Below are 21,612 nucleotides of genomic sequence, written 5' to 3' on the forward strand. Positions count from 1 at the left end.
CTCCTTCGGGTTCGGGGGTTCGAATCCCTCCCCTTCCATAACCTTAACTACGGGCATAGTTTAAAGGTAGAACTAAGGTCTCCAAAACCTTCAGTGTGGGTTCAATTCCTACTGCCCGTGTTTTAAAATTATGGCGGGTGTGGTGAAGTGGTTAACACACCAGATTGTGGCTCTGGCATGCGTGGGTTCGATCCCCATCACTCGCCTATTTTATATTATTGGGGTATAGCCAAGCGGTAAGGCAAGGGACTTTGACTCCCTCATGCGTTGGTTCGAATCCAGCTACCCCAGTTACTATTTGCCGGCGTGGCGGAATTGGCAGACGCGCTGGACTCAAAATCCAGTGTCCGCAAGGACGTGCCGGTTCGACCCCGGCCGCCGGTATAGTATTAAAGACAAGGTTTTCGGACCTTGTCTTTTTTTCTTTGCTGTGTGTCGAGTTACCAATTTTTTCCATTTTAAAATAAATCATCAAGTTTATTAGCCAATGTTTTCTGTTTGCTAGGGTACAAATGAGAATAAGTATCAATTGTTGTTGTAATAGATGCGTGTCCTAATCTTTCTTTGACAACAAGATAATCTTCTCCTTGATTTATAAGTAATGATGCATGAGAGTGTCTCAAATCATGAATTCTTATTTTCTTTAAATCTTTATCCCTTTCTAGTATTTGCTTAAACTTCTTATCAATCATATTTTTTGTAATTGTTATTGGTGTACTCTGTATTATTTGTAGTTCTTCAGTATTTTTCGTAAATTCCTCAAGTTTTTCTTTTTGTTTTACTTTCCAATCTTTTAGCATTTCTGCTAATTTCTGATTTATTGTTATATTTCTAGTTCCTGATCGTGTTTTTGTTGTATTAATGTAGCTTGTATTATTGACAAAGTATACCGTTTTGGTAACGTAAATCGTATTTGTTAAAAGATTTATATCATTCCAGTTTAATGCGAGTATTTCTCCCATTCTCATCCCAGTAAAGAAGGCAATTACGAAAAACAGGTCATAGCTTATTTCATCATCTCGAATAAGTTCTCTAAATCTCGTGAACTCTTCTATATTCCAAAATTTAATATCAGGCTTCCTAATTGGTAGTTTTCTCAAATTCTCAACAGGATTTTTATCAATGAGAGATTTTCTTATACCAGTATCAAAAATTTTTTTAAGTAGAATTAGAACCTTATTAATTGTATTATAGCTTAAAACTTCATTTTCATTTTGTTTTTTAGGTTTTGTTTTTAGGTATTCACGAAATTCGAATATATGGTCATACGTTAATTTATTTAAATTTGTATTTTTAAAATATGGCTTAATATGACGCTCATAATTGTTTCTTTGTGTACTTGTGTAGCTTACTTTTCTGCCATTTTTCATATCATCTTCTTCAAGTAAGTCGAATAACATATCCGTTGTCACTACAAAGTCAAATTGTTTTTCTTTTAATTCTACAACTCGAATATGTTGTTCTAGTTCTAGGGCTTCCTTTTTAGATTTTAATCCTTTCCGAATGATACGTATTCTTTTTTGTGTGACTGGGTGAAAACCATTAGAAACATCAACGGTCCATTTACCATTTTTAGTTTTACGAATAGTCATTCATTATGCTTCTTTCTGGAGTTCAATTCCTAATAGTTCTTCAGCAACACTGGCTGGGATTGTACCAATCCGTTTGTTATCGTAGATGTTAAAACCACGATTCACTAATAGTAATTTGCCGGTATGGATAATCTTTCTTGCAGTTCCTGGAGCAAATCCAAGTTCGATAAGGTCATCTTTTGTTACAGTTTTAATCATGTTATCTCCTTTTCTAATTAGATTAAGTAAGGGGAGGATTAACTCCCCTTGTTTGATACTTATTTTTGTTTTACATCTACTAAATGGATAGCATCCGCCTTGTAATACATTGTCGAACTAATCATAGTAGCTTGTAAATTGTCAAATGTTACTGGTACTTCATCCATTGCTTGGATATAGTCATTATCAACTAAAGCTTCTGGATTGTCTACTGAGACTTGGGTTGATTTCTTTTTGAATTGTCCATCCTTGATCGTTACATTGTATTTCCAACCAATGATTTTATCGGTATTAAAACGTCTTTCGCTACCATCTCGGTTTTTGATAATTTCTCCGTTTGCATCAGCTCGGACTTCCGTTTCAAATTTTGGAATGACTTCATCCAATTCAAATTTTGTTCCAATGTTATTAAAATTCCAGTCATTTTGTGAAAGCATTTTTGCCATAGTTAATTTCTCCTTTTGATATTTTCTTTGATTGTGGGGATCAAATCCTCTCTTTTAAAGAGTATTGCCCTTTCTATTAATCCACTTGCTAAATCTGGTGGATATTCCATATTGTTGAGTGCGAGATAGTTAGACTTCTCATACTCATGCAGTAAATTATTGTCGTATAGAAATTTATACGCTTTTAGAATAGCCCCTGAACCTTTATAGGTAAACCATTCTAATTTTTGTTCTAGTTCTGTTTTTGGTTTTGAAATAATGATAGAGATAGGTTTTGAGTGACCTAAAAACTTTTCCCAAGATCTCAAAGGTTTTGAGAAATGGCTATCACTATAGAATCTCACTTTTTCTTTGAGATATCCCTTGGTAAAGTTGAGAAGGTCTATTTCTGAATGCAACCATTCTTGAATGAAGTAGTGAGCTTTTTCTTTCCTAAGTTCTAACTCAGTTCTTATCCAATTTTCTATAAAACGCTTGCTGATACCGAGCTTCTCAGCTCGTTCTAAGCGTTTATCGTAAATTCTAAGTCTTTCATCATCATTGGGTTTTCTCAAATATAAGGTCTGACCGATTGTTTCATCTCCGTAGGTATTGTAGTAGGTGCTTTTTCCATATATAAAGCGTTTCTTCTGACAAATCTTTAGAAGCTGATTAGGAGTGAAATAGGGTGTTTCATTAAAATCATCTATTGCAATATCAATTCGTCTTACTGAAAATTGATTGTAATTGTAGTAGAGGTTGTCCAGAAACTGTCTTTCGGACAGACTATTTGGATCTAATACCTTATCTCTATAGAACTCTAGTGCCTGTCCTGACATGACAAGCATGTAGGACGACTCTTTCGATCCATAGTAGATACGGATATTCCCATAATGAAGCTGGCTATCATAGTTATAGTATTTAAGGCTCCCCTTATTCTCAATAAATAGGTCAAAGTCAAGAAATAGGATATCTTCGATTATTTCTTTTGGCGAAAATTCAGTCTTATCAAACTGAATTTGAATCCAGTCAAATACAGAACGTAAATGCTCCTTTTTTGCCATAGATTTTGATTCAACTTTTTGCCTAATTTTGCCACCCTTGAAATCTCCAAAACCCTTGGTAATACTGAATTCTTTCGATGGTACACCTAACTTGCAGAGGGTGGTGTTACTACACACCCTATCGGTCAAAAATGGTCCGTCCGCATCTACGCTCATTTTCGGCTTTCTGCCTCATGGCTCAGCCGAAAACTCGCTATTAGCCGAACCTATTTTTTGACCTCTCGTTAACAAACCCTAGTAAGCCGGTTTGCATCGACTCTTCAATATCTTGGATTTTCTTTTTTAGGTTGGAATTCTCAATTTTTATCAGTCGCATTTCTCGCTTAAATTCCTGTTTTAAGGCGCTCAGTTCATCGTAGAGCTCATCTATTACTTGGTTTAGGGATTCATGCTCATTGTCTGCTAGACTCCCAAATACGGCTTGTATAGCCTCTTTTAGACCTATTTCAAGTTTTAGTTTAGCTAACTTTTGAAATTGTCTAAGGTCTTCGTCTGTAAAATCATAGGCAACTGTATAACTTAATTGATGAGTTCTGGGATTTCTACTGATAGGAACTTTAATTTTCTTAAATTCCTTGCCACTTATCTCTTTAATCAGTTGAATCCAATTTTTAAGAGTAGAGGTAGAGTTTAGGCCAGAAATTTGATTGACTAACTCTTTATTGGTCATCTTTTTGTGAAACCTCCGAAATTTTCTTGTGCAACTGAAGAGTTTTCTGTGGTATAATTGTTACATAATATGTTTTGATCTTGGAACGAACGGCACATTTGTTTCAAGATTTTTTATTTTGTCGAATCTTACCTCCTTTATTAAAATTTTTTAAATCGACTACTAGTTACATACGCTTTTACCTCCTTTTATGCTATAATATTCTCAATGGAATATTCAATCTCAAAATAAATATTCCTTATGGAATAATTCTATTTTATACCGTTTGGAATATTTTGTCAAGCTAAAATATACGAATAAGAATATCTATAGGAGAATTATGTATACAGAGGATTATAAATTTTCAGAGAGGTTAAAAACTCTCAGAAAATCAAAAAAGTTAACTCAAGTACAAATATCGGAATTAATTGGAGTTCAACAAGGGACATATTCTCGGTGGGAGAATGGAACGTTAGAACCAGGATTAGAATTCGTTGTGAAATTGGCAAATATCTTTGGGACTACTACAGATTATTTGCTGGGACAAAAACCTTATTCAATTATCAGTAGTTTACCTCTAGAACAATTAGATCTTACCAATATTGCAAACTTTTCAAAGGATGAGTTTGATATTTTGAAACATTCAATAGCAGTTTCGGTGGCAAGAAATAAAATAAAGGCAACAGAACTAAAAGATAGAGTTATAGAAAAAAATCAGTTGTCAGAAAAAGATGCAGAACTTTTGAATAAGATTTTTGAAGAAGTTAAAACTTATTGGGAAAATTAGGAGGACGCTAGTCTTCAAAATTCCCTCCCAAAATGTGTCCAAAATATTGACAGAATTCTAGCTTTTCATTATAGTTCTTATGGAACTTTTTTTCTACAACAAAATAGGCTCCATAATATCCATAGGGGATTTACCCACTACAAATAGTATAGAGCCGGTTTTATTAATGTCCTGCATTTCCTAATAAGTTAACCATGACAACACCAATGATAATCAAAATTAAACCGATAATGCTATAAACATTTAGTGTTTCTTTGAAAATCATTACTGAGATAGAGGCTATCAAAACTAAACCGACAGCTGACCATGTTGCATAAGCTATTCCTACAGGAATTTTTTGCATTGCTAGTGATAAGAAATAGAAACAAACGCCATAGCTAAGTAGGGCAGAAACGGTTGGAATAGGCTTTGTAAAACCGTCTGATAATTTCAAAAGGTTAGTTCCCAATATCTCTCCTACAATGGCGATAAAAAGATAAAAGTATGACATGTCTTTAACCTCCTATATGTCATGTTTTTGCTCTAAGAGCTATTATAGCTATCCGTTTTTTATAAATCTTGGCACAAGTCATGAGAATTTGTAGTAAAACTGTGGCAGACACTTTTTCAGAACCAATAGCTGATAAGTTTAGTATATCATAAGATAAATTTTAAATAAAGTCTTGATTTATTTCAATGTCTTGCGTGGTCTCGATTTTACTGGTAAAATTACTTTTAAGAACTTTAAAAAAGAGGCTTCTATATTTGACAAAACAATGACTTGTTGTCCCGAATGTGGGCATCCTTTGGAGAAAAAATTTTTAAAAGATGAGGGAGATATTCCTTATTGTTCACAATGTGCGAGTTTTCGTTTTCCAGTCTTTAATACAGCAATTAGTGCGATTTTATTTAATGAAAAACATGATAAGATTCTCTTGATTAAGCAATATGACATGGCTGAGCATATTTTGCTAGCTGGTTATGTGTCTAATGATATTCACAACCAATTTCTACAATCATTAAAGGCAATTAATTTAGCCTCTCTTATTACGGATATGGGTAATAAAATTGCACAAAACTAGTCCAAAACTCTTTTTAATAAGGAGTATACTTTCTAGCATTTTATAGTTACTAAAAAGTATCTAAACTTTGGAAGTGATACTAAGTTTTAAAAAATATTATGGAAAAAAAGCTTATAAAATCAATATTTCTGAGATTTAAAACTAATAATATTAGACTCAAAATCCAGTGTCCGCAAGGACGTGCCGGTTCGACCCCGGCCGCCGGTATAATATAGTATTAAGAAACGTTGTTAAATCAATGTTTCTTTTTATTTTTGGTCAACTTTTGGTCAATAATTCTATTTTTTAACTAAACTCGTCAAAACTGCACGAACTTTGTTATTTTCAATATCTGCTTTTTCTTTTATAAGATGTCCATAAGTTTCAGTTATTTGTTTAATATCTCGATGCCCCATTAACTTTGAAACTGCCCAAATATCAACACCCATTGCTAGCATAGTTGAACAATACGTGTGTCTCAGACCTGTACTTGTCATATTCTGCGGATAAATTTTCAAATCATTTAAAATTTGCTTTAGATGCTTATTGATTCCTGAATTTGTTACAATCTTATAATTTAAATCTACTAAAATCATATTTTCGTTATTTGTAATTGTTCCGTTTTCAATGAATACAGTTTGTTCTTGTTTTAATTTTTTTAGAATAGTTAAAGTATCATTATCAATTGGTATAGTACGGACTGATTCTTCTGTTTTTGGGTTTGCCCAACGTTTTCTTGCTGTATCATATCGTCTATAAGTTTTGATTTCTGAACTTTCCCACAATACACAATCCCATGTGAGACCTGCAACTTCTCCTGCACGCATTCCTGTTTTCAGTTGAATCAACAATAAATACGGAACTATAGAAGTAGTTAAATCAAGATTGTTTTCTAAATATGTTACTAGTTTTTGATAGTCATCAAAGCTATGAATATATTTTTCATCTCTTCGCTTCTTTGGAGGTCGTCCTGAAAGAATAACCCCTTCAGTAAAATCTTCGATATTAAGCTTATCTCTTTTCGCAAATACAATAACATTCCTAATTTCCGCATTCATTCTACTTACATTGTCACGACAATTTGTTTCAGCGTACTTATTAATAAATGCTTGATATTCGCTCGCTTTGATTTTTAATGCTGGTTTATCTTTAAAATAATCTTTGATAAACTTACCACGCAATAAATGTTTATTAAATGTAGCTTCTGCTTTTCCGAGTGGTTTAACTGTTAATTCTAGCCACTTTTCCCATAGAGCATAGAATGTAATATTTTTATCAATTATTGCACCATTAAGCAATTTTAACTCAAGAGCTAACGCTTCAATTTCAGCTTCTCTTTTTGTCTTAAAGCCTGAATTTGAAGCAACTACCTTTTTATTTTTATCAAAAATTCTATAATCCCATAAATTCTTTTTACCTCGTTTTCTGAATGAAACTGACATGATTACCTCTTCCTAAAAGACGATAACCAAGATATTATCTTGATTATCGTATCATAAACTAAAGATTTCTGCAAAGTTTTCTTCAAAAAATTGTTTCGTTTTGCTGGCTAAGAAGTAGTACCGTCCGCCCTGATTGTCTGGATATTTCACAAACCCATCTCTGTTTTTATCAATATCGATTTTTGAGCGAATATCAGGCTGATAAAGAACATGTTCGAGTAGCCAAGGTCGAGAGACTGAAACCATCTCTAAAACCTCTGATAGACTCATGTATTGCCCCTGTGAAGCCTTGTTTTTCAATTCAAGATATTCATCTTTCTCTACTATAATGTGTGTTTGAGGAAGATTTACTTCCAAATTTTCTATTTTAATTGAGATTTTATCCGTCATATACATTTCCTCTCGTTCTCTTACTTGAATATTTTCCACGGCTCTTTTTCTTTCATTAGTTCATCTTTTTTATTATTTAGAAAAATGATCGTGTCTGGTGAGGGTTTGTACTTTGTTTTGAAATGAATCAAAACATGCTTGAAAAATTCCTGAATTGCTTCTTTACCGTAAATTTTATCAATCTTGTATAGAAATGATTCTAAACCGCTGTTTTTCAATAAGTAAATATAGGTAGATAATAAATCATTTTTTCTTCTTGGTTTTGACCTCAATAAATCAAAATCAGTCGAAACGTATTCCAGCATAACCTTTGAAATATCCCATAATTCATCATTTTTGAAAAATAAATATTTGTCAGTAAATCGTTGAAAAATTAGGCTCGATAGTTCTTTATCGTTTCTACATTTTAAAATATCTAGACCAGTTTGATTAGCGTAACCCTGCCTAATTGACATTTCAAATCGCACCCAATCATCGCATTTCAATGCTTCAGAATAAAAGATGCCCTTCTTTTTCTCCTGCTCCAATTTTTTATCATAAATTCGTAATAGTAGAGAGTTTCCTTTGTTTGCTTTGCTACCAACGTAAATTGTTTCTACTCTATTGTTTGTATTGAACGTACTGATATTTGACTGATTCTTTCTCAATTTGATTGTATTTGTAAAACTATCAACGTATTTTGATTTTATTATTGACTTGTTTAACTCCTGGTGAATCTGATTCACTTTCAAACCTTCATCTATAAAATCAATCGCAAAATCAATTTTTGAAACTCTACAACTACCGCTAAAATAATTTTCTAATTCAAAAAATTTTTGAACTAATTGGCGATACGAAATTTTTTGATTATCTTCTTCGCGTCGTTTCAAGTAATGTTTCAAACCTTGACCCGAGAATTTGAGAAGCACTCCCATTCGTGGGCTGTCAGTGTTAAAACATAACAAAATTTCAAATTCATCAAAATTGATAATATAACTGTATCCTGCAAAGCCTTTTTCATTTAGCTTGTAATTAACCGTGTACTTTTCTAATTTCAATAATTCATCAATTTTTGAACAAATATCCAAAGCAAATGCCTCATAATTAGACATCATTTCGTTATACTCTGGTAAAAATACAAATGAAATTTCATCAACGTCACATTGAATCATAGTAAAATAACTCCTTTTAATTATATTGTAGTTAACGCCGTGAGGGGTGGGATGGGGGTCATTACTCGACCCCCATGAATGCTAGTACCCCATTATTTACGCTTTTTTCTTAATCTCTGACCGTATAAAAACGCTTGTTTAAATGTACTAATCTTTTCCAAACCGTGTTCGTGTAGATTAATGTTCCAAAATTTCCGTGGTTTGCTGAACTGTCCATCAGTAGTCATGATATACCCAGAAAACCTGGGCGCATGATTATCAATATTGTCAGTTTCTCCAAAGACCATTCTAGCTAATTCGTCTGTAATAGCTCCGTTTGATAAACAAATACGAACACCTAAATTATCTCGTACCGCTGTACTCAAAAGCTCTGCCCTTGGTTGTTGCATGCAGATACAGATATAGACACCACTCGAGCGAGAACGTGAAACGATAGACAAGACCAAATCTTGAACCCTTTTTCTCATCTTGTTATCTGTAATACTTGAAATCATTGCTGAATATTCTTCGATAATACATAGCTTCATCTTCATCTCTTTACCGAAATTCACAAAAGTTGCGCCAGTAATATCATCACGTGCTGACAATTTCGCAATTTCTTTTTCACGTTTAATAACTAATTCCAACAATTCTTCAAAATATGCTAAAATAGCTTCACTGTCTGATAAAATAGCCCCAACTGGTAGAAAATCCCATGAGCTGAACTCAGATTTTACATCTAAGATTGTTAAATCAACATCTTCACTGAACAAGAATACTTGTGCAAGCATAGATTTTAAAAAAGTTGTTTTAGAAGAATTTGTATTTCCAACCAATAAAATTTGAGGAGAACGTAAGAATGAAAAGGTTAAGCCTTTTTCAACTGTTATTTCAAAATCGTTGTCAGGTCTTAACTCAATTATGTCTCTTGGCTTGAGCTGTCTTGCTCTAGCTTCTACAATATCATCTAATAAGTAAATGAACTCTGTATTATCTTCACTTAACCAATAATCTAAAACAATGAGTGAACGATTTTTACCCACTAAACAAGCTGATAACATTTCCGCAAACTTTTCCAAATCGTCTGTAGTTTGGTCAGCTAACTTTTTGATTTTTACCGTGATGCGCCTGCTTGACTTCTCAAAGTCAGCATGCGCTTTACTAACATCGATAAATTTGCTACCAACTTTGCGATTAGCAGTTGCTGAATCCAACAGCCCTTTGTGTGTCTGTCGTTCTATCAATCTTAGCTGATAGTATAAAGATATTGCCCCAATTTTTGATAGCCTTAAAACAAACCGAACCAGCAAAACAAGATTCGTAAAAAGCAAGACAGCTATTCCAATCACTATTAAATTCAAACCAAACTGCGCTTCACTTCTAAAAATACCAATCTCTGTTCCTTTAAATAGTAGCCATCGAATAATACCACCACAAAATAGTAACCCAACTCCAAAAATTTGGAGTAGAGTTACAACATTAGGGAATGAAGGTATTAAATGACCTGTATTTTTATTTAATCTGTATCTAATCATAAATACCTACATATTTCTTGCATCTCTGTTAACATTTTGCGACGCATGAGCTCAAAATACATGTATGCACGAATGAAATCAGTGTAACGACCATTTGAATAGACTAAACTCAAATTAACAAAAGATGAAACTCGCCCTTGGACTTCAGAATTAATGTAAATTGCTAAAATTCTACGAAGTTCGATAGGCAGGTCTAAAGCTGTTAAATCATCTAATTCTTTAGAAATATCTTTCATATCTATTTCCTTTCTACTTTAAACTAACTTCTTTAACATCTTCAGCCCAGACTTCTATAACATCGAAACTTTTGAACTTATAGCGACCACGTGGGTTGACTAACTGATACAAATGTCTGAACTGAATCTTGTTCGCAATCTCTATCGTAGGAACAACAAGACTAATCAGTTTAACAGAACCATCATCCCTTGGCATTGAAAGAAACACTTCGTAACCGATTGATTTGTCTGAGAATACAGGGGCGTTTTTACCATTAGTATTTTTTTCAAAACCGACGATTGGGAAGAATGGCTGTGGCTCAGTAACACTTACAGCAACACATGTAGAAATGTTATTAAGAGCTGGAGCAGTGCGACGGTCGTTTACAATTGAATCGCCTGTTTGTTTTGAGTTGCTTCCAAACAATCCTGTTTGAACTAAGTTATTATTCATATTTGTTACCAAACTAGCTAAGAGCTAGTACTTTCTGTTAATTCTTTCTTGTAAATATTTGAACGTTCGTTATTTACATTTCAAGTGTATCACGATTAAAAATTACAATCGTCAAATACACCAAAAGGGAAAAAAATAAAAAAATTTGCATTAGGAGATTTTATTTGATAAGCTGAAAATAGCGATAAGGAGGACATTATATTGAAAGAAAAATATTATAATGTAAAAGAAGCTTTGGATTATATTAGAAGTTATCCTAGCGGAAGAATAGAAAAAGAATTCTATATGGATATAACTGAAAAACAAATTCGTGATATTTTGAAAAAAGATGTACTAGGCCAATATAAGCAACTTTCAGAGGGAGAACATATAATTGAATCATACATAAATTTTCAAGGCGATGAGGTAGTTGAAACTTTATATGTATTTCCAAAATTTGGGAAAAATCCCAAAATTCTCTCGAGTTGGGATAATCTCTATAAAAAAGAAGATAAGCTAGTGAAGCAATTACAACGGCAAGGTTTTAAAACACCAGAAGCCAAAATTAGAGAAGAGTTTAAAAATTCTGGCAAGCCTGCGTATTTAATGAGTGAAGATTATCTTTTCTCATTAAAATTGGAGATTGAAAGACGTCAACTACCGATTAAAATTTTTCGCATTCAGCCACGTACTAGTTCAACAATTAAGCAACTATTGAATGAAGAAATGTTGGAGACTAATTTTGAGTTAACTATAAATACTTTATTAGAAGAATTTGAACGAAGATTAAAAGAAGATTGGTTTGAAAATCAGAAATTATGCATTGAACAAGCTGAAAAAGTAGGTGAACTATTAGAGGATGTTAGGGGGCGTACAGAAATATTACAGTCTGTAGCACCAGAATTGTCATTGGATGCTTACAATAGTAGATTAAAAGAAGTAGAAGAATTTTATAATAAGTTAAAGAATCAAGAATTTATACCACCTTTTAATTTTGAAAAATCTTTCAATAAGTTTAAAAAAATTTATATGAATCAAGAAAACAAGAACGTGATTTCTTCTCTTTCAAATAAAATATATGAATTTGAAAAGTATCAGATTAACAAGTATAAAGAAAAGATTGAAGAACAAAATAAAAATAGAGTTATAACTGAAATTTCATTTAAACGGTATTTAGTCGAATTTTACAAGACTATAAATGACTCTTTTTGGAGAGAGGATTTTCTAAGTAATTTAGAGGATAATTTTGGGATAAAAATAAACCGCTAAGATTTTCTTAGCGGTTGTTTATGTTATTCAATAAGGTTGCTATTGCATCAATTATATCTGTTTTTTGTGGTTCTGGTATTTGTTCAAGTTGATTGATAATATTTTCAATTTCTTCACTCTTTTCTGGGAACTCAAAATTAAAAAATGATTTTTCATCTACTTCAAGAGCTGTGATGATCTTGTTTAACGTTTGTATTTGAAAATTATATTTTTCATTTTCTATGTTGTGGATGTGTTTCGAGCCTAGGCCAGCCAGTTCGGAAAGTTTTTCTTGGCTAAGCCCTTTTGTCAATCGTAAATATCTAATTCTTTTTGCAATAAATGTTTGTAAGTTGTTTTGATTCATAGTTTTTACCTTTACCTAATATTATTTTAAAGATAAAAATTATAAATAATAAGTAGTACAAATTACACTTGTATATTATATAAGTGTTGAATATTACACCATATAATGATAAAATAGTGTAGTAAAACTATAAAAATAAGCTCACTTTATTAGTTTTTAAAGGAGAAATTGATGAAAAAACTACAAACCCTAACCACTTCAACAGCTATTGCGCTTGCATCAGTTGGTGCGCCTGCATTTGCGCAAGAAGCTCAAGCGACTTCAGTACCTACTGACACTGCTGTCAATGAACCTGCTCTTGTTGCTAAGTCACAAGTGAAACCACTTGAAAAGAGTGAAGTTCCTGCGCCTTCTACAGTAAAACCTGCTCTTAACGCTCAAAAAGCTGTTGTAAAAGAAGCTGAAGCTAAGATTGATACAGCTAAAGCTGATGTAAAAGAAAAAGAAGCTACTGTTGCTTCAATTGAAACAGAATATTCTAATGCAGATAAGGCTGTTAACGATGCACAAGCAATTGCTTCTCAAGTAACACCTGCAAAAGTTGCTGAAGTTAAAGATGCTCAAGCTAAGAACCTTGAAGCGCAAACCACTAACCAAGAAGCAACTGAAGCTACAAATGCACAAATTAAGTCTGAAACGAAAGTTCTTGCTGAAAAGCAATCAGACGTGGCAACAGCTAAAGAAAATCTTGACCAAGCCGAAAAAGATGTCCAAACAGCTGAACAAACAGTCGCAAATGCAGAATCTGCACTTGACGGAACTGGACTTGCAAATGCTGAGAAAGACTTGAAAGACGCTCAAAAAGGTGTCAAAGACGCTGAAGCTACCGTCAATGAAGCTGAAACAGCTTTTGCAACAGCAAAAAAAGCTGATGAAACACGTGAAGATGCTATCAAATCAGCTATAAACAACGTGAATGTTAAAAATGATGCATTGAAATTAGCTAAAGAAATGATGGACGCAGATCAAAATAAAGTTGATTCTATCCAAACAAAAGCAGATGCTACAGCGTCTACAGAAAAAGAAGCTCAAACTGCTTTGGATGCACAGAAAGCTCGCTCTGGTGAGGCTGTCATCAAAATGGGAAATCCAGTTCACCATTTGACAGATAAAGAAAAAGCTTACTATGGTCTTGATAAAAATGATATTACATTTTCAGATGCTAAGAGTTATTATGTTCGTAATCGTTACAAAAAAGATGGTAAAGCTAATGAATTAATGTTGCTAATGGGAGCAAAAATGTATAAAGCTCTCACAGTTGACTTTAATAAAAATGATGCTAATCGCAAAGTAGATATTGACAATTTGAAAGATGCTGAAATTATTGAAATTAGTGATTTTTATGCTAAGTTAATCAATGCTTTACGAGAAAACATGGGATATCCAAAAGAAAATAGAGCTTACGTAGCTCAAGATACACTTGAGCATAGCAAAAAAAAGGCAAAAGCCTATGAAGCGCGTGGAACCGACCCTGTTGTAGCTGGTCACATTTCTGAAAACAACGGTCCGGAAAATATGGCAGGTATCTACGGGGGTGAACGAATTTCAACAATGCTTGGTTTGAAATATGCTGTGTTAGATGCTTTTAAAAGATATTCATTCCTAGATGGTGATTCAAATTGGGGACATTTGGATAATCAACTAGGTGGCATTTTAGGAGACTATGATAACGGTCTTGCTATGACAGTTGCTAATATCAACGGAAATCATTGGTTCATCAACTCATTTGGTAGCGATGGTAAGCATAAAATTAACCTCAACAAAGACCTTGCCCAACTTGAAGCAAAACTAGTTGAAGCACAAAAACAAAACAGTCAAGCTCAAGATGCGTTTGCAAACGCAAAAGCTGAATTAGCAGCAGCTTCACGTAAATATGCTTCAGCACTTGACGCTAAAACACAAGCTGAAAAAGAATTGGCAAGCAAAACAGCTACTCCACTTCAAACAGAAGTCGCTGAAAAGAACTTACAACTTGCAAACCTTGCTTTGACAAACGCTAAGAAACGTGAAGCTCAAGCAAGTGAAGCAGTCGCGAACTTCTCAGCAAGTCTAGCTGACAAGAAAGCTACTCTTAAAAAAGCTCAAGACGCACTTAAAGACGCTAAAGTGAAACGAACAATTGCGTCACAAGCTCTTGAAAATGCTTCAGCCAAACTTGAAGACCAAGAAACTAAACTAGACAACTTGAACAAACAAGTTACTAAACTTCTTGCTGAAAAAGATGCTCTTGTTAAAGAAGCTAAAGAATTGGCTGAACAATTGCAAGCATATTTGGACGCACCAGTTGCTCTAACTAAAGCAAAACAAGCTAGAACAGCCGTTAGTGTCAAATTGGAACTCGCTAAATCTGACCTAGAAATGGCACAGTCTAAGCTTGAAAACTTGTTGACTGCACAAAAAGCTGAAGAAGCTAAACTTGCAGAACTTGAAGCAACATATGCTAAACTCGTTGACCTTGCAGAGAAAGCTCAAGAAAACGTTGTTGCAACACTTCCTGACGGAACAGTAATTGCTATCCCTAAAGATGCACCAGTTGCTGAAGTGCTTCCTGAATTGAATCTTGATGCACTCGTTAAGGAAGATGCTAAAGATAGCACTGTTAAACAACTTCCTGACGGAACAATCGTTGCTATCCCTAAAGATGCACCAGTTGCTGAAGAACTTCCTACTGCCAATGTTGACGAATTGAAGAAAGCTCTTGATGCAGGTAAAGAAGTTACGTTGGATGCACAAGGGAATGTTGTTGTACGTGAAACAAAACCAGCTACTTATGAAAAACCAGTTAACGTTGATCGTCCACAAGCCAAAAATGATAAATCAAATAAAGATTATGCAAGTGATAAAAACGTTACTATCGATAATAAAGGAAATGTTATCACAAAAGGTCAGACTTATACAAGTCAGCAACAAGTATCAGATAAGCCAACTTATTCACGAGTAGAACGCGCAAAAACATTACCAAATACTGGAACGAAAGAAAGTAACTTAACATTATTTGTTTTAGCAATTCTATCAGGACTAGGAATTGCATTAAAAAGAAGACAAGGAAAATAAAAAATGGGATTATTTACAGACTCACTAAAAGTTAGCTCTGGCTTAACTTTAGGCCATGCAGCGACAAAAATAGGTATTCAGAAAACATTGTCAGCAGCAGAAGAGAGAGCGGCTACAAAGTTTAAAACTTATCAAGCTAGATTTTTTGACCCTATTGTACGTGAAGATTTATGTCATTTAGAAGTCGATGGTCATTTAAGAGCTAAAGACTACCCTTTTCCTGAAAAAGCTAGTGTAATAAATGTTTCAGTATTGCAAAAGGATATTCAACATCTAACGAAAGAATTTAATACAGAGAAATTAGTAAACTTTATTAAAAGACATCCATTATTTACAGTTTTTATTATTTGGTTATTAAGTGTACCAATTGGGTTGTCAGATATTGGCACAGTGCTAAGTTTTTCAGCATTTGTTTTTGTTGTAAGATTAATATTCATACGACCTAAAAAATTTGAAAAACTATTGATAGAAGATGCTAAACAATACTGGAAAGTTAGAGAGTATGTAAGACATGCTTTAGAGATGGGAGAATTAACACAACAAGAAAGTCTAAGAAAATTATTAAATGCTAGACTGGTACAACGTTTCCCAGACACAATTGAAGAAATTGAAGCACATGCATTTAATTATAAGCATGGACTGTAATTAAATAAAAAATCTTCTTATTATAAATAGGAAGATTTTTTGGATTCACAAAAATAGTTTAAAAGACTACGCTATTTAGACCATTTTTGAGAATGAATATTGGACTATACCGATTGTGCCGAACACGGTATTGAACTATGTATAAAAAATTGTGATTATTAAATTCCAAGGCTATAAAATTAAAGCAAAAGTTTAAAATTTATTTGGTCAACCACTGGTCAATTTCCTCAATTTCAATACTAATTAGCGTGTGATAATATCTTGATTTAATCGTTTCTTGGTTATTTATTTTAACTTATTTTAACGCTAGTTTGTTGGCCGCCGGTATAGTATGAAAGACAAGGTTTTCAAACCTTGTTTTTTTGTTGAGTAATTTATTAAAATTTCACTAAAAAAGGTCTATACCATTTACAAATTGTTTTGAAAGGTTTATAATGTAATTGACATAATAAATAGTAGATTATTTCTTAAGGGGGTTATCATTATGCCTAAGTATATTAAAGCTGATCAATTTTTCTATCCACATGGTATTCGTCGTGGAGGTTATTTGGAACTTATTGATGGCAAGTTTGGTAAGCATGTTGAAGAGATTTCGGATGATGCAGAAATTTTAGACTACTCTGGTTACAGCATTGCACCGGGTCTAGTTGATACACACATTCACGGTTTTGGTGGTGTCGATGTTATGGATAATAATATCGAAGGTACACTTCATACGATGAGTGAAGGCCTTCTTAGCACAGGTGTTACTAGTTTCTTACCAACTACACTAACTTCATCATACGAACAATTGCTGGCTGTTACTGAAAACATTGGTGCACGCTATCAAGAAGCATCTGGTGCTAAGATTCGTGGTATTTATTTTGAAGGACCTTACTTCACCGAAGAATTTAAGGGGGCTCAAAATCCTGCCTATATGAAAGATCCACGTATGGATGAATTCCGCGCTTGGCAAAAGGCTGCTAATGGTCTTCTTAATAAAATTGCTCTTGCACCTGAACGTGATGGTGTTGAGGATTTTGTCCGTACAATTACTGGTGAAGGTGTAACTGTTGCTCTTGGTCACTCTAATGCTACCTTTGATGAAGCAAAAAAAGCTGTTGATGCCGGAGCTAGTGTATGGGTTCACGCTTATAATGGAATGCGTGGCTTAACACACCGCGAACTTGGTATGGTTGGTGCTATGTATGAGTTACCACACACTTATGCAGAATTGATTTGTGATGGTCATCACGTGGATCCTAAGGCTTGCGAAATTCTTCTTAAACAAAAAGGAACTGAAAATATTGCCCTTATCACTGACTGTATGACAGCAGGTGGTTTGCAAGATGGTGATTATATGTTAGGTGAATTTCCAGTTGTAGTTGCAAATGGGACTGCTCGCCTTAAATCTACAGGTAACTTGGCAGGTTCCATTCTCAAACTAAAAGATGGTCTCAAAAATGTAGTTGAATGGGGAATTGCGAATCCTCATGAAGCAGTCATGATGGCTAGTCTGAATCCAGCTAAATCAGTTCATATCGATGACGTCTGTGGACAAATTCGTGAAGGCTACGATGCAGACTTTATCGTGCTAGATAAAGATTTGGAATTAGTAGCAACTTATCTAGATGGAGAAAAACGCTATCAAGCATAATCTAAAAAGTAGAAACGACTTTAGTTTCTACTTTTTTTAATAAATTTGTTATTTCTTTCACATATCACTTGATTTCGATATTGAAAAGGTTTACAATCGTGATATAAACAATACAAATAAAAAAGCGGAGGATTGCTTATGAAAGCTTATACTTACGTTAAACCCGGCCTTGCTTCTTTTGTTGATGTAGACAAACCAGTTATTCGCAAGCCAACAGATGCTATTGTGCGTATCGTTAAGACTACTATTTGCGGTACTGACCTTCATATTATTAAAGGGGATGTTCCCGCTTGTAAGAGTGGAACAATCCTAGGACATGAAGGAATTGGTATTGTCGAGGAAGTTGGAGCAGGAGTTTCAAACTTCAAAAAGGGTGATAAGGTTTTAATTTCTTGCGTTTGTGCATGTGGCAAGTGTTACTATTGTAAAAAAGGAATCTATGCTCACTGTGAAGACGAAGGTGGATGGATTTTTGGACATTTGATTGACGGTATGCAAGCAGAATATCTTCGTGTGCCTCATGCTGATAATACTCTTTATCATACTCCATCTGCCTTGTCTGATGAAGCCTTAGTTATGTTATCTGATATCTTGCCAACTGGCTATGAAATTGGTGTCTTAAAAGGGAAAGTTGAGCCTGGCTGTAGTGTAGCTATCGTTGGTTCAGGGCCAGTTGGATTGGCAGCTCTTTTGACGGCACAATTCTATTCACCAGCTAAATTGATTATGGTGGACCTAGACGATAACCGTTTGGATACTGCAGTTTCTTTCGGTGCTACTCATAAGATTAATTCTTCAGACCCTGAAAAAGCAATTCAAGAAATTTATGATTTAACAGATGGTAGAGGTGTGGATGTTGCTATAGAAGCTGTTGGTATTCCTGCAACGTTTGATCTCTGTCAAAAGATTATCGGTGTAGATGGAACAGTAGCCAACTGTGGTGTGCATGGTAAACCAGTTCAGTTTGATTTGGACACTCTTTGGATTCGTAACATTAATGTTACTACTGGATTGGTTTCTACCAATACAACTCCTCAGCTTTTGAAAGCCTTAGAAAGTCATAAAATTGAACCTGAAAAATTGGTAACTCATTATTTCAAACTTAGTGAAATAGAAAAGGCCTATGAAGTATTTAGTAAGGCCGCCGATCATCATGCAATTAAAGTGATCATTGAAAACGATATTTCAGAAGGTTAATCTTGTTTTTAAATCCAGTTATTCGTTTTAGAATAGCTGGATTTTTTGAAAATGTTATATAATTCGTGAAAATGAGCAAAATTCTTTCATTGTTCTCAAAATTTCGCTATAATATACGGTACAAAGGAAGTTAAACTATGTATCGAGTTATAAAAATGTACGGAGATTTTGAACCGTGGTGGTTTATAGAAGGCTGGGAAGACGACGTCATTGCGAGCAAAAAATTTGATAACTATTATGACGCCTTGAAATATTATAAGTCTTGTTGGTTTGAGTTAGAAAAGGAGATTCCCCTTTACAAAAGTAGAGGAGACTTGATGACTATTTTTTGGGATCCAGAAGATAAACGCTGGTGTGAAGAATGCGATGAATTTCTTCAGCAATATCATTCCTTGGCTTTGTTGGAAGATGGTCAAGTCATTCCAGATGAAAAATTTAGACCTGGTTACGAAAAGCAGACTGGTTTAGAAATCCACCGTACTTGTCGCATAAAAAAAGAAGAAACAACTTTTTAATGAAGTTGTTTCTTCTTTTTTATATTTTCTTCGAATAATAAGAATGAGGAGGAAGATATGGTACAAATACTTGCACAAGAATTGATTACACTGGCCAAAAAACAGGGAGCTCAGGACATCTATTTTATTCCTAAAGAAAAGATTTACGAGCTACATATGCGAGTTGGAGATGAGAGACATTTGATTAACACCTATGACTTTGAAAAGTTGGGGGCTGTCATTAGTCATTTTAAGTTTATTGCGGGGATGAACGTTGGAGAAAAACGCCGTAGTCAGCTTGGTTCCTGTGATTATCAGCATGGAGATAAGGTTTCTTCATTACGCTTATCGACGGTGGGAGATTATCGTGGTCATGAGAGTCTAGTTATCCGGCTTTTGCATGATCAAGAACAAGAGTTGCTCTTCTGGTTTCAGGACCTTAAGGAACTGGAAAAGGGCTTTAGGCAACGCGGGCTTTATCTTTTTGCAGGCCCCGTAGGAAGTGGTAAAACTACTTTGATGCATGAATTAGCCAAGTCATTGTTCAAGGGACAGCAAGTCATGTCTATTGAAGACCCAGTAGAAATTAAGCAGGAAGAGATGCTGCAATTACAGCTCAATGAAGCTATCGGACTGAGCTATGAAAACTTGATAAAACTTTCCCTACGACATCGTCCAGATCTTTTAATCATTGGAGAAATTCGAGATAGTGAAACAGCCCGTGCTGTTGTACGAGCTAGTCTGACAGGTGTCACGGTATTCTCGACAATCCATGCCAAGAGTGTTCGTGGGGTTTATGAGCGCCTCTTAGAACTTGGTGTCAGTGAAGATGAACTTGCAGTTGTTTTACAAGGTGTTTGTTACCAGAGACTAATCGGAGGAGGAGGAATCATTGATGTTGCAAATGGAAATTATCAAGAACACCAGGCAGAAAAGTGGAATGGACAAATTGACCAGCTTCTTAAAGAAGGACATATCACTGCCCTTCAAGCTGAAACGGAGAAAATTAGCTACCAGTAAGCAGAAGAAAATCATCACTCTCTTTAACAATTTATTTTCGAGTGGTTTTCATCTGGTAGAAATCATTTCCTTTCTAGATAGAAGTCTCTTGTTGGAAAAGGAATATGTATCGCAGATGCGACTAGGACTTGCGCAGGGAAAGTCTTTTTCGGAAATGATGGGTCATTTAGGTTTCTCGAGTGCGATTGTCACGCAACTTTCATTGGCTGAAGTTCATGGAAATCTCCATTTGAGTTTGGGGAAAATTGAAGAATATTTGGATAATCTTGCTAAGGTCAAGAAGAAGTTAATTGAAGTTGCGACCTACCCACTTATTTTGCTAGCTTTCTTACTGCTCATTATGATGGGTTTGCGAAATTATCTCTTGCCTCAACTGGATAGTAGCAACATAGCTACCTTAGTGATTAGCAATCTACCACAGATTTTTCTTGGGATTACTCTAACACTAAGTCTTGCATCTTTAACAGGACTGATATTTTACAGAAAATCTAAGAAGATACAAGTCTTTTCTTTTCTAGCTAAAATTCCCTTTCTAGGTGTATTTGTTCAGTATTATCTGACGGCCTATTATGCTCGAGAATGGGGTAATATGATTGGTCAAGGTCTGGAGCTATCACAGATTTTTCAGATGATGCAGGAGCAAGGAAATCCTCTTTTTAAGGAAATCGGACATGATTTATCCCTGTCCTTGCAAAATGGGCATGAATTTTCTATGGTTGTGCGGAATTATCCTTTTTTTAGAAGAGAGTTGGGACTAATCATTGAATATGGAGAGGTCAAGTCCAAGTTGGGAAGCGAATTGGAAATCTATGCAGAAAAAACGTGGGAATCCTTCTTTACTCGAGTTAATCGTACTATGAACTTAGTTCAACCCCTGGTCTTTATTTTTGTAGCTCTGCTAATCGTTTTATTGTACGCAGCTATGTTGCTGCCTATGTATCAAAATATGGAGGTAAATTTTTAGATGAAAAAAATGTTGATGAAATTAAAGAAAGCCAAGGCAAAAGCTTTTACACTGGTAGAAATGAAGGTTACTAAAATTCTTTATACT

The 21,612-nt window shown here is 34.4% G+C and carries 23 protein-coding genes and 4 tRNA genes; 14 read left to right on the forward strand and 13 right to left on the reverse strand.

Going from position 1 to position 21,612, the window contains the following annotated elements:
• The first annotated feature begins 49 nt into the window (after positions 1-49).
• The 4 genes from HMPREF2728_RS10010 to HMPREF2728_RS10025 all read left to right on the forward strand — a co-directional run bounded on the left by HMPREF2728_RS10010 (position 50) and on the right by HMPREF2728_RS10025 (position 384).
• Positions 50-120: transfer RNA gene (locus HMPREF2728_RS10010), tRNA-Trp, on the forward strand.
• Between the two features lie 13 nt (positions 121-133).
• Positions 134-206: transfer RNA gene (locus HMPREF2728_RS10015), tRNA-His, on the forward strand.
• Positions 207-219: 13 nt separating this feature from the next.
• Positions 220-291, forward strand: a tRNA-Gln gene (locus HMPREF2728_RS10020).
• A gap of 9 nt (positions 292-300) precedes the next feature.
• Positions 301-384, forward strand: a tRNA-Leu gene (locus tag HMPREF2728_RS10025).
• Positions 385-458: 74 nt separating this feature from the next.
• Here HMPREF2728_RS10025 and HMPREF2728_RS10030 read toward each other — a convergent pair.
• From HMPREF2728_RS10030 to HMPREF2728_RS10050, 5 genes are read right to left on the reverse strand one after another with little or no spacing between them, the layout of a single operon-like run.
• Positions 459-1,592, reverse strand: coding sequence for a tyrosine-type recombinase/integrase (locus HMPREF2728_RS10030; protein WP_049523200.1), 1,134 nt, complete (start codon positions 1,590-1,592; stop codon positions 459-461).
• Positions 1,593-1,595: 3 nt separating this feature from the next.
• Positions 1,596-1,790 (reverse strand): DUF3173 domain-containing protein, encoded by a 195-nt coding sequence (locus HMPREF2728_RS10035; protein WP_000598356.1) that lies wholly within the window; start codon positions 1,788-1,790, stop codon positions 1,596-1,598.
• Positions 1,791-1,849: 59 nt separating this feature from the next.
• Positions 1,850-2,236, reverse strand: coding sequence for a hypothetical protein (locus tag HMPREF2728_RS10040; protein WP_006595173.1), 387 nt, complete (start codon positions 2,234-2,236; stop codon positions 1,850-1,852).
• 2 nt (positions 2,237-2,238) lie between these two features.
• Positions 2,239-3,435, reverse strand: coding sequence for a replication initiation factor domain-containing protein (locus tag HMPREF2728_RS10045; protein WP_075227841.1), 1,197 nt, complete (start codon positions 3,433-3,435; stop codon positions 2,239-2,241).
• 40 nt (positions 3,436-3,475) lie between these two features.
• Positions 3,476-3,949 carry a hypothetical protein gene (locus tag HMPREF2728_RS10050; protein WP_075227842.1) on the reverse strand — a complete coding sequence of 158 codons (474 nt, stop codon included), beginning with the start codon at positions 3,947-3,949 and terminating at the stop codon, positions 3,476-3,478.
• A gap of 319 nt (positions 3,950-4,268) precedes the next feature.
• Between HMPREF2728_RS10050 and HMPREF2728_RS10055 the strand changes: the two genes are divergently transcribed.
• The gene (locus tag HMPREF2728_RS10055) at positions 4,269-4,715 is read left to right on the forward strand and encodes a helix-turn-helix transcriptional regulator (RefSeq protein WP_000287814.1); all 447 of its coding nucleotides are present in this window, start codon (positions 4,269-4,271) and stop codon (positions 4,713-4,715) included.
• Between the two features lie 163 nt (positions 4,716-4,878).
• Here the strand turns inward: HMPREF2728_RS10055 and HMPREF2728_RS10060 are convergent, their stop codons facing one another.
• Positions 4,879-5,205, reverse strand: coding sequence for a DMT family transporter (locus HMPREF2728_RS10060; RefSeq protein WP_049505554.1), 327 nt, complete (start codon positions 5,203-5,205; stop codon positions 4,879-4,881).
• A 172-nt stretch (positions 5,206-5,377) separates the two neighbouring features.
• Here HMPREF2728_RS10060 and HMPREF2728_RS10880 point away from each other — a divergent pair, with 172 nt between their 5' ends.
• Positions 5,378-5,776, forward strand: coding sequence for a hypothetical protein (locus HMPREF2728_RS10880; protein WP_049496811.1), 399 nt, complete (start codon positions 5,378-5,380; stop codon positions 5,774-5,776).
• Between the two features lie 278 nt (positions 5,777-6,054).
• Here the strand turns inward: HMPREF2728_RS10880 and HMPREF2728_RS10070 are convergent, their stop codons facing one another.
• The 6 genes from HMPREF2728_RS10070 to HMPREF2728_RS10095 form a co-directional block, all read right to left on the reverse strand.
• Positions 6,055-7,197 carry a tyrosine-type recombinase/integrase gene (locus tag HMPREF2728_RS10070; protein WP_075227843.1) on the reverse strand — a complete coding sequence of 381 codons (1,143 nt, stop codon included), beginning with the start codon at positions 7,195-7,197 and terminating at the stop codon, positions 6,055-6,057.
• Positions 7,198-7,248: 51 nt separating this feature from the next.
• Complete coding sequence (locus tag HMPREF2728_RS10075; protein WP_075227844.1) at positions 7,249-7,587, reverse strand: DUF771 domain-containing protein; 339 nt, start codon at positions 7,585-7,587, stop codon at positions 7,249-7,251.
• Positions 7,588-7,607: 20 nt separating this feature from the next.
• Positions 7,608-8,738: a replication initiation factor domain-containing protein gene (locus tag HMPREF2728_RS10080; protein ID WP_049509175.1), complete on the reverse strand. Its 1,131-nt coding sequence runs from the start codon at positions 8,736-8,738 to the stop codon at positions 7,608-7,610.
• Between the two features lie 92 nt (positions 8,739-8,830).
• Positions 8,831-10,252 carry an FtsK/SpoIIIE domain-containing protein gene (locus HMPREF2728_RS10085; RefSeq protein WP_049509176.1) on the reverse strand — a complete coding sequence of 474 codons (1,422 nt, stop codon included), beginning with the start codon at positions 10,250-10,252 and terminating at the stop codon, positions 8,831-8,833.
• Positions 10,249-10,488: a hypothetical protein gene (locus HMPREF2728_RS10090; RefSeq protein WP_049509177.1), complete on the reverse strand. Its 240-nt coding sequence runs from the start codon at positions 10,486-10,488 to the stop codon at positions 10,249-10,251. The genes HMPREF2728_RS10085 and HMPREF2728_RS10090 overlap by 4 nt, the downstream gene beginning before the upstream one ends.
• 13 nt (positions 10,489-10,501) lie before the next feature.
• Positions 10,502-10,921, reverse strand: coding sequence for a hypothetical protein (locus HMPREF2728_RS10095; RefSeq protein ID WP_049509178.1), 420 nt, complete (start codon positions 10,919-10,921; stop codon positions 10,502-10,504).
• A gap of 201 nt (positions 10,922-11,122) precedes the next feature.
• On the opposite strand from HMPREF2728_RS10095, the gene HMPREF2728_RS10100 reads away from it, so the two are divergent.
• Positions 11,123-12,169 (forward strand): hypothetical protein, encoded by a 1,047-nt coding sequence (locus HMPREF2728_RS10100; RefSeq protein ID WP_049509179.1) that lies wholly within the window; start codon positions 11,123-11,125, stop codon positions 12,167-12,169.
• Between the two features lie 7 nt (positions 12,170-12,176).
• On the opposite strand, the gene HMPREF2728_RS10105 is transcribed toward HMPREF2728_RS10100, so the two are convergent.
• Positions 12,177-12,515 carry a helix-turn-helix domain-containing protein gene (locus HMPREF2728_RS10105; RefSeq protein WP_049509180.1) on the reverse strand — a complete coding sequence of 113 codons (339 nt, stop codon included), beginning with the start codon at positions 12,513-12,515 and terminating at the stop codon, positions 12,177-12,179.
• 171 nt (positions 12,516-12,686) lie between these two features.
• On the opposite strand from HMPREF2728_RS10105, the gene HMPREF2728_RS10110 reads away from it, so the two are divergent.
• The 7 genes from HMPREF2728_RS10110 (at position 12,687) to comGB (ending at position 21,525) form a co-directional block, all read left to right on the forward strand.
• A complete protein-coding gene (locus HMPREF2728_RS10110) occupies positions 12,687-15,569 on the forward strand; it encodes an SEC10/PgrA surface exclusion domain-containing protein (protein WP_075227845.1) in 2,883 nt (960 codons plus the stop codon).
• Positions 15,570-15,572: 3 nt separating this feature from the next.
• A complete protein-coding gene (locus HMPREF2728_RS10115; RefSeq protein ID WP_049509182.1) occupies positions 15,573-16,214 on the forward strand; it encodes a hypothetical protein in 642 nt (213 codons plus the stop codon).
• A 484-nt stretch (positions 16,215-16,698) separates the two neighbouring features.
• Positions 16,699-17,850, forward strand: a complete 1,152-nt coding sequence (nagA, locus tag HMPREF2728_RS10120) for an N-acetylglucosamine-6-phosphate deacetylase (RefSeq protein ID WP_060956243.1) — start codon at positions 16,699-16,701, stop codon at positions 17,848-17,850.
• A 138-nt stretch (positions 17,851-17,988) separates the two neighbouring features.
• A complete protein-coding gene (locus HMPREF2728_RS10125) occupies positions 17,989-19,047 on the forward strand; it encodes a zinc-dependent alcohol dehydrogenase family protein (RefSeq protein WP_075227846.1) in 1,059 nt (352 codons plus the stop codon).
• A gap of 137 nt (positions 19,048-19,184) precedes the next feature.
• The gene (locus HMPREF2728_RS10130) at positions 19,185-19,562 is read left to right on the forward strand and encodes a DUF1033 family protein (protein ID WP_007555701.1); all 378 of its coding nucleotides are present in this window, start codon (positions 19,185-19,187) and stop codon (positions 19,560-19,562) included.
• A 57-nt stretch (positions 19,563-19,619) separates the two neighbouring features.
• Entirely contained in the window at positions 19,620-20,561 is a 942-nt protein-coding gene (comGA, locus tag HMPREF2728_RS10135) for a competence type IV pilus ATPase ComGA (protein ID WP_075227847.1), read from the forward strand.
• Complete coding sequence (gene comGB, locus HMPREF2728_RS10140; RefSeq protein ID WP_080982622.1) at positions 20,482-21,525, forward strand: competence type IV pilus assembly protein ComGB; 1,044 nt, start codon at positions 20,482-20,484, stop codon at positions 21,523-21,525. Before comGA ends, comGB begins: the two co-directional genes overlap by 80 nt.
• Positions 21,526-21,612: the final 87 nt, after the last annotated feature.

This window comes from Streptococcus sp. HMSC061D10 (genome assembly GCF_001808865.1).
Taxonomy (GTDB): Bacteria; Bacillota; Bacilli; order Lactobacillales; family Streptococcaceae; genus Streptococcus.